The sequence below is a fragment of the Oleiphilus sp. HI0079 genome (assembly GCF_001635105.1).
Map to the genome: position 1 here is coordinate 1 of NZ_LWFT01001353.1, position 1026 is coordinate 1026.

At 46.6% G+C, this 1026-nt stretch carries 1 protein-coding gene and 1 riboswitch; the gene reads left to right on the forward strand.

Annotation, left to right across the window (positions count from 1 at the left end):
• Positions 1-81 precede the first annotated feature (81 nt).
• Positions 82-213, forward strand: a riboswitch (TPP riboswitch).
• Between the two features lie 55 nt (positions 214-268).
• A partial coding sequence (locus A3750_RS23430; protein ID WP_197475267.1) for a phosphomethylpyrimidine synthase ThiC occupies positions 269-1026 on the forward strand: 758 nt, incomplete at its 3' end.

The window sequence follows — 1026 nt, forward strand, 5'->3', positions numbered from 1 at the left end:
TTGTCGTTTTCAGTTTATCGGAGCTTCGGCTCCGTTTTTCGTTTTGGTAATTGCGTTCTTAGTTATGCAGGCATACACTCTATCAATCTGTCGGGGAGCTTTTGGTCGTATAAAAGCTGAGACTGCCAGCCTATCGAGCTATTAGTGCAAAAGGCAGGACCCGTTGAACCTGATATGGTTAATACCAGCGTAGGGAACAGTGTGCTTGCTTCGATTTCTACCTCTCGTAATTCGCCCGCACTGTACTCTACCTCAACACGGAGTGCGCATGAGCGAACAATCACAAAGCCCGGCCAAAGCGGCAAAAATCACCGACGCAAACATCAGTAAAACCGCAAAAGTAGACGAGCTTTCGACTACGCCTTTTCCTGCTTCTACAAAGATCTATGTCAAAGGCAGTCGTGACGATATTCAGGTTGCGATGCGTGAAATAGCGTTGACGCCAACTAAGTTGCAGGACGGTACGGAAGAGCCAAATGCGCCTGTTCGTGTTTACGATACCTCTGGCCCTTATACCGACCCGAATAAAGAAATTGATGTACGGCTTGGATTAAGTCCCTTAAGAGAAAAGTGGATTCTTGAGCGTAATGATACAGAGTTACTTGAAGGCTTTAGCTCTGAGTATGCAAATGTTCGTGATCAAAACCTGACGCTAGAAGGCCTCCGCTTTGAATACAAGCGTCAGCCGCGCAAGGCAAAAGCAGGCCAAAATGTCTCGCAAATGCACTACGCGCGTAAAGGGATTATTACACCAGAAATGGAATACATTGCGATTCGTGAAAACCTCGCTTTACAAGAGCATGAGCTAGACCAGGCCATTGCACAGCAACATCCGGGACAAAGCTTTGGCGCATCGATTCCAAAGATTATTACACCTGAATTTGTTCGAGATGAAGTCGCACGCGGCCGGGCGGTAATTCCAAACAACATTAACCACCCTGAAACAGAGCCAATGATTATTGGTCGTAACTTTCGTACAAAAGTGAACGCGAATATTGGCAACTCAGCGGTGACATCATCCATTCA